This is a genomic window from Streptomyces sp. NPDC058534 (assembly GCF_042717365.1).
Taxonomy (GTDB): Bacteria; Actinomycetota; Actinomycetes; order Streptomycetales; family Streptomycetaceae; genus Streptomyces.
The window spans coordinates 20680-27416 of record NZ_JBHXNW010000080.1 but is presented as its reverse complement, the minus strand read 5'-3'; the positions used below and the strand labels follow the sequence as shown (position 1 = coordinate 27416).

Sequence of the window (6737 nt, the reverse complement as noted above, 5' to 3'; positions counted from 1 at the left end):
GAGAGTCCAGCGCTCACTGAGCGCGGCGCCGCGGGTCCGGCTGGCCGCGCCTCGGTGCGCTCTCTTGCCACCCGACCCCCAACCCCCCCCCCCGCGGCCGGCACCGTCACCGAGATCCGGGCGGCGGGCGGGCGTGCCCTGGCCGTCGGCTGCGACGTCACCGACTCCGGCCAGGTCGACGCCGCGATCGACCGTACGGTCACGGAGTACGGCCGCCTCGACGTCCTCGTCAACAACGCGGGCGTCCTCCGCGACAACATGCTCTTCATGATGAGCGACGACGACTGGGACACCGTCGTCGACGTCCATCTGAGGGGCGCCTTCCTGTGCTCGCGCGCCGCGCAGCGGCACATGGCACGACAGGGATCGGGGAAGATCGTCAACCTGAGCTCGGTCGCCGCCGAAGGCAACCGCGGCCAGGCCAACTACGCGGCCGCCAAGGCGGGCGTGCAGGGCCTCACCCGCACCCTGGCGATCGAGCTCGGCCCGTACGGGATCAACGTCAACGCCATCGCTCCCGGCTTCGTGGCCACGGCCATGACGGACCAGACCGCACGCCGTACGGGCGCCGACCCGGAGGAGTTCCGCCGGGCGGCGGCCGCCAGATCGCCGCTGCGCAGGGTTGGCTCGCCCGAGGACATCGCCGCGGTGGTGTCGTTCCTCGCGAGCGAGGACGCCGCCTACGTCACGGGCCAGACGATCCAGGTGGACGGCGGCCCCCAGTAACCCCGCCCGTCCCACCCCCGGTGCCGGTGTACGCCCCGCGTACGCCGGCACCGTCACCTCTCGACCTCGCTGCCTCACCACCCCGTCACCCCCGCGCCCGGCTGTCCTGCCCGGGCCCCAGGAGGATTCCCATGCTTGATCACCGGCTCTCTTCCGAGTACGAGGACCTTCGCCGAACCGTCGCCGCGTTCGCCCAGGACGTGGTCGCCCCGAAGATCGGCGCGTACTACGAGGAGCGGCGGTTCCCGATCGAGATCGTCGCCGAGATGGGCCGTATGGGCCTGTTCGGGCTGCCGTTCCCGGAGGAGTACGGCGGCATGGGCGGCGACTACTTCGCGCTGTGCATCGCCCTGGAGGAACTGGCCCGCGTCGACTCCTCGGTGGCCATCACCCTGGAGGCGGCGGTCTCGCTCGGCGCGAGGCCGATCCACCGCTTCGGCACGGAGGAGCAGAAGCGGGAGTGGCTGCCGAGGATGTGCTCCGGCGAGCTCCTTGGCGCCTTCGGCCTGACCGAGCCGGAGGCCGGCTCGGACGCGGGCGGCACGCGGACGACGGCCGTGCGCGACGGCGACGAGTGGGTCATCAACGGCTCGAAGTGCTTCATCACCAACTCCGGTACGGACATCACGGGCCTGGTGACGGTCACGGCGGTCACCGGCCGCAAGCCAGACGGCCGCCCCCTGATCTCCTCGATCATCGTCCCCTCCGGCACCCCCGGCTTCACGGTCGCCGCCCCGTACTCAAAGGTCGGCTGGAACGCCTCGGACACCCACGAGCTGCACTTCGACGACGTACGGGTCCCGCTCGCCAACCTCGTCGGCGAGGAGGGCCGCGGCTACGCCCAGTTCCTCCGCATCCTCGACGAGGGCCGCATCGCGATCGCCGCCCTCGGCACGGGTCTCGCCCAGGGCTGCGTGGACGAGTCACTCGCGTACGCGCGGACCCGGCAGGCCTTCGGCCGCCCGATCGGGACCAACCAGGTCATCCAGTTCAAGATCGCGGACATGGAGACGCGCACCCACATGTCGCGCCTCGCCTGGCGGGACGCGGCCTCCCGGCTGCTCCACGGCGAGCCGTTCAAGAAGGAAGCGGCGATCGCCAAGCTCTACTCCTCGGAGGCCGCGGTCGACAACGCGCGCGAGGCGACGCAGATCCACGGCGGATACGGCTTCATGAACGAGTCGGCGGTGGGCCGGTTCTGGCGCGACTGCAAGATCCTGGAGATCGGCGAGGGAACGTCGGAGGTCCAGCGGATGCTGATCGCGCGGGAACTCGGGATGACGGGCCGGGACGAGGCGCGATGACAGCCGGCCGGGCACCTGTGCTGTCGAGTGCGGCGGATCCCGCCTCACCGGCCTGGCGGGCGAACGAGGCGGCGCATCACGAGCTGTCCGCGACGCTGCGCGCGAAGCTGGCGGCGGTGGCGCTTGGCGGGGGTGAGAGGTCGCGGGCGCGGCATGTCGCGCGGGGAAAGCTGCTGCCGAGGGACCGGGTGGACGCTCTGTTGGATGCGGGTTCGCCGTTCCTGGAGCTGGCGCCGTTGGCGGCGAACGGGATGTACGGGGATCAGGCGCCGGCGGCGGGTGTGATCGCGGGTATCGGCCGGGTCAGCGGGCGTGAGTGTGTGATCGTCGCGAACGACGCGACGGTCAAGGGCGGCACGTATTACCCGATGACGGTGAAGAAGCACCTGCGCGCCCAGGAGGTGGCGCTGGAGAATCGTCTCCCCTGTCTGTATCTGGTGGACTCGGGTGGCGCGTTTTTGCCGATGCAGGACGAGGTGTTCCCGGACCGGGAGCATTTCGGCCGGATCTTCTACAACCAGGCGCGGATGTCGGGTGCGGGTATCCCGCAGATCGCGGCGGTCCTGGGCTCGTGCACGGCCGGTGGGGCGTATGTCCCGGCGATGAGCGACGAGGCGGTGATCGTACGGAACCAGGGGACGATCTTCCTGGGCGGTCCGCCGCTGGTGAAGGCGGCGACGGGTGAGGTGGTGACGGCGGAGGAGCTGGGCGGTGGTGAGGTCCACTCCAGGATCTCGGGTGTCACCGACCACCTGGCGGAGGACGACGCGCACGCGCTCCGTATGGTCCGGAACATCGTGGCGACGCTGCCGGACCGGGGTCCGCTGCCGTGGTCGGTGGAGCGGGTGGAGGAGCCGAAGGTCGACCCGTACGGGTTGTACGGGGCGGTGCCGGTGGACTCCCGCACCCCGTATGACGTGCGGGAGGTCATCGCCCGGGTGGTGGACGGCTCGCGCTTCCAGGAGTTCAAGTCGGAGTACGGCCAGACGCTGGTGACCGGTTTCGCGAGGATCCACGGCCACCCGGTGGGGATCGTCGCGAACAACGGCATCCTGTTCGCCGAGTCCGCGCAGAAGGGCGCGCACTTCATCGAGCTGTGCGACCAGCGCGGGATTCCGCTGGTGTTCCTGCAGAACATCACGGGTTTCATGGTGGGCAAGGCATATGAGCACGGCGGAATCGCCAAGCACGGCGCGAAGATGGTGACGGCGGTGGCCACGACCCGGGTGCCGAAGCTGACGGTCGTGGTGGGTGGTTCGTACGGTGCGGGGAACTACTCGATGTGCGGGCGGGCGTACTCCCCGCGGTTCCTGTGGATGTGGCCGAACGCGAAGATCTCGGTGATGGGCGGCGAGCAGGCCGCGTCGGTCCTCGCGACGGTGAAGCGGGATCAGTCGGGTGAGAGGTGGAGCGCGGACGAGGAGGAGGCGTTCAAGGCCCCGATCCGTGAGCAGTACGAGTCCCAGGGCAGCGCCTATTACGCGACGGCGCGGTTGTGGGATGACGGGGTCATCGACCCGCTGGAGACCCGGCAGGTGTTGGGTCTTGCTCTGACCGCCTGTGCCAACGCGCCGCTGGGGGACCCCCAGTTCGGCGTCTTCCGGATGTGAGGAAGTCCATGTTCGACACGGTGCTTGTCGCCATTCGCGGTGAGATCGCGGTCCGGGTGATCCGTACGCTGCGGGCGCTGGGTGTGCGGTCGGTGGCGGTGTACAGCGACGCGGACGCGGATGCGCGTCATGTACGGGAGGCGGACACGGCGGTACGGATCGGCCCGCCACCGGCCGGCGAGTCGTACCTGTCGGTCCCGGCGCTGCTCGACGCGGCGCGGCGGACGGGCGCGCGGGCCATCCACCCGGGCTACGGCTTCCTCGCCGAGAACGCCGCCTTCGCACAGGCCTGCGCGGACGCGGGCCTGGTGTTCATCGGGCCTCCCGCCTCCGCGATCTCCCTGATGGGCGACAAGATCCGGGCGAAGGAGACAGTGAAGGCGGCGGGCGTCCCGGTGGTCCCGGGCGCGGCGGACCCGGAACTGGCGGCTGCTGCGTGGAAGTTGGGCGCACCCGTCCTGCTGAAGCCGAGCGCGGGTGGCGGCGGAAAGGGCATGCGCCTGGTCCGCGACCTGTCGAAGCTGGAGGAGGAGATCGCGTCGGCAAGGCGCGAGGCCCGCTCCTCGTTCGGTGACGACACGCTCCTTGTGGAGCGGTGGATCGACCGCCCGCGGCACATCGAGATCCAGGTCCTGGCGGACGGCCACGGCAACGTGGTGCACCTGGGCGAGCGCGAGTGCTCGCTCCAGCGCCGGCACCAGAAGATCATCGAGGAGGCGCCGAGTGTGCTGTTGACCCCGGAGAGCCGGGCGGGGATGGGCGCGGCGGCGGTGGAGGCGGCGCGGTCGTGCGGGTATGTGGGGGCGGGGACCGTGCAGTTCATCGTCCCGGGCGGTGACCCGGCCTCGTACTACTTCATGGAGATGAACACCCGCCTGCAGGTCGAACACCCGGTGACCGAACTGATCACCGGCATCGACCTGGTGGAATGGCAGCTGCGGGTAGCGGCGGGCGAGGAGCTCGACTTCTCGCAGGACGAGGTCCGCCTGGACGGCTGGGCGATCGAGGCCCGCATCTGCGCGGAGGACCCTTCCCGGGGTTTCCTCCCGTCGGGTGGCACGGTCCTGGCCCTGAACGAACCGCAGGGCAACGGCGTCCGCAGCGACTCGGGCCTCTCGGCGGGCACGGAGGTCTCCTCCCTCTACGACCCGATGCTGTCGAAGGTCATCGTCCACGCGAAGGACCGCCCCACGGCCCTCCGCAAGCTCCGCGCCGCCCTGGCGGACACCGTCACCCTCGGCGTGGCGACGAACGCGGGCTTCCTGCGCAGACTCCTCGCTCACGACGACGACGACGTCGTCGCCGGCGCCCTCGACACGGGCCTGGTGGAACGGGACGCGCAGAACCTGATCCCGGAAGGCGTACCGCCGGAGGTATACGCGGCGGCGGCGTTGATACGTCATTTCCCCCGCAACACCGATCAACGGCGCCGCCGGGGGCCCGCAGGGGACTGGACGGACCCCTTCGACGCGCGTTCCGGCTGGCGCCTGGGCGGCCAACAGGCCTGGACCCCCCACCACTTCCGCCTCGCGGGCCACGCCCCGGCACGTGTACGTATCCGCGGCAACGAGTCAAACGCCCAACTCATGCTGGCCGAAACAGAACTACAGCCCGAGACTCACGGAGCAGCCGACCCGCTCGACACAGCCAGTACGGCCGGCATTCCCAGCGGCGCAAAGCCGCCGGGCGCATCGGGCTGGCTCGGCGCAGCCGGCCCGTGGCTCGCTGCCTTTGGCGGCAACCCACCCGCCCCCGGCAGGGTTTCGGGAAGGGGTGGGGTGGGGGAGGTCTTCCTCTCCCTCGACGGCGTCACCCACCGTTTCACCGTCACCCCCTTCCCGGAAGGCCTCTGGCTCGGCCGCGACGGCGACTCCTGGCACGTCCTGGACCACGACCCCGTCGAGGCGGCCCTCTCCGGCGCCCGCCACGGCGGCGCCGACACCCTCGCCGCGCCCATGCCCGGCACCGTCACCGTCGTCAAGTGGCCGTCGGGGACGAGGTCGAGGCCGGGCAGAGCCTGCTCGTCGTCGAGGCGATGAAGATGGAACACGTCATCTCCGCCCCGCACGCCGGCACCGTCACCGAGCTGGACGTCACGCCCGGCACCACCGTCGCCATGGACCAGATCCTGGCCGCCGTCAGCGCAACTGGTCCGGGCTCAAGGCGAGACGAAGTCGTCGGATAATGTAGAGGGATTTCGCACCGCCCACCCCGCTCTGGTAACCGCACATCACCACCCGTAGTTCGAAAGGCCTTCATGTCGATTCCCTCGCTCGACCACTCAGAATCCGCCATCGTCACGCGACTCCGCACCGCCGGATGCGTGTTCGCCGAGGACGAGGCGCAGATGATTATGTCTGCGGCCGGCAATGCCGCCGAGCTCGAAGAAATGGTGGAGCGCCGGGTCGTGGGCCTCCCGCTCGAACACGTCGTCGGCTACGCCGAATTCCGCGGCCTGCGTATCGAAGTGGACGCCGAGGTCTTCGTACCCCGGCGGCGCACCGAGGCGCTCGTGCACGAGGCCGCGCAGCTCACTCCGGCCCGGGGCGCGGTCGTCGTCGACCTGTGCTGCGGCTCCGGCGCGCTCGGCGTCGCGCTCGCCGCGGCCCTGGAGGAGGTCGAGCTGCACGCCGCGGACGTCGACCCGGCCGCCGTCCGCTGCGCCCGGCGCAACGTCACCGCGGCCGGGGGCGAGATCTACGAGGGCGACCTCTTCGCGCCGCTGCCCTCCGGCCTGAAGGGGCGCGTGGACGTCCTGCTGTCCAACGTCCCGTACGTACCCACCGTGGAGATCGAACTCCTTCCGGCGGAGGCCCGCGACCACGAGGCGAGGGTGGCTCTCGACGGTGGCGTGGACGGTCTCGAGGTGATGCGGCGCGTCGTCGCCGAGGCGGCCGACTGGCTGGCTCCGGGCGGCGTCCTGCTGTTCGAGACGAGCGAGCGGCAGGCCGACGAGGCCGTGGCGGCCGTCACCGGCGCCGGTCTGCACGCGCGCGTGGCCACCGACGACGAGCTGGACGCGACCGTGATCATCGCGAGCCGCTCCGACGCTCCCGCCCCCTGAGGCGTGCCCGCACCGGTCGGGAGGCGGCGGCGA

General features: G+C 70.9%; 5 protein-coding genes and 1 pseudogene. All 6 read left to right on the top strand.

Translation table 11 applies throughout. The features are described 5' to 3' along the window. The first annotated feature begins 16 nt into the window (after window positions 1-16). The 6 genes and pseudogenes from ACFWR9_RS34885 (at window position 17) to ACFWR9_RS34860 (ending at window position 6704) form a co-directional block, all read left to right on the top strand. Window positions 17-726, top strand: a pseudogene (locus tag ACFWR9_RS34885) (SDR family oxidoreductase). Window positions 727-857: 131 nt separating this feature from the next. Next, entirely contained in the window at window positions 858-2030 is a 1173-nt protein-coding gene (locus tag ACFWR9_RS34880; RefSeq protein ID WP_383849453.1) for an acyl-CoA dehydrogenase family protein, read from the top strand. Further along, the gene (locus tag ACFWR9_RS34875; RefSeq protein ID WP_383849451.1) at window positions 2027-3640 is read left to right on the top strand and encodes a carboxyl transferase domain-containing protein; all 1614 of its coding nucleotides are present in this window, start codon (window positions 2027-2029) and stop codon (window positions 3638-3640) included. Before ACFWR9_RS34880 ends, ACFWR9_RS34875 begins: the two co-directional genes overlap by 4 nt. 8 nt (window positions 3641-3648) lie before the next feature. Further along, window positions 3649-5679, top strand: a complete 2031-nt coding sequence (locus ACFWR9_RS34870; protein ID WP_383849448.1) for an acetyl/propionyl/methylcrotonyl-CoA carboxylase subunit alpha — start codon at window positions 3649-3651, stop codon at window positions 5677-5679. Further along, entirely contained in the window at window positions 5622-5825 is a 204-nt protein-coding gene (locus ACFWR9_RS34865; protein WP_383849446.1) for an acetyl-CoA carboxylase biotin carboxyl carrier protein subunit, read from the top strand. The genes ACFWR9_RS34870 and ACFWR9_RS34865 overlap by 58 nt, the downstream gene beginning before the upstream one ends. A gap of 72 nt (window positions 5826-5897) precedes the next feature. Beyond that, entirely contained in the window at window positions 5898-6704 is an 807-nt protein-coding gene (locus tag ACFWR9_RS34860; protein WP_383849445.1) for a putative protein N(5)-glutamine methyltransferase, read from the top strand. The last annotated feature ends 33 nt before the right edge of the window (window positions 6705-6737 follow it).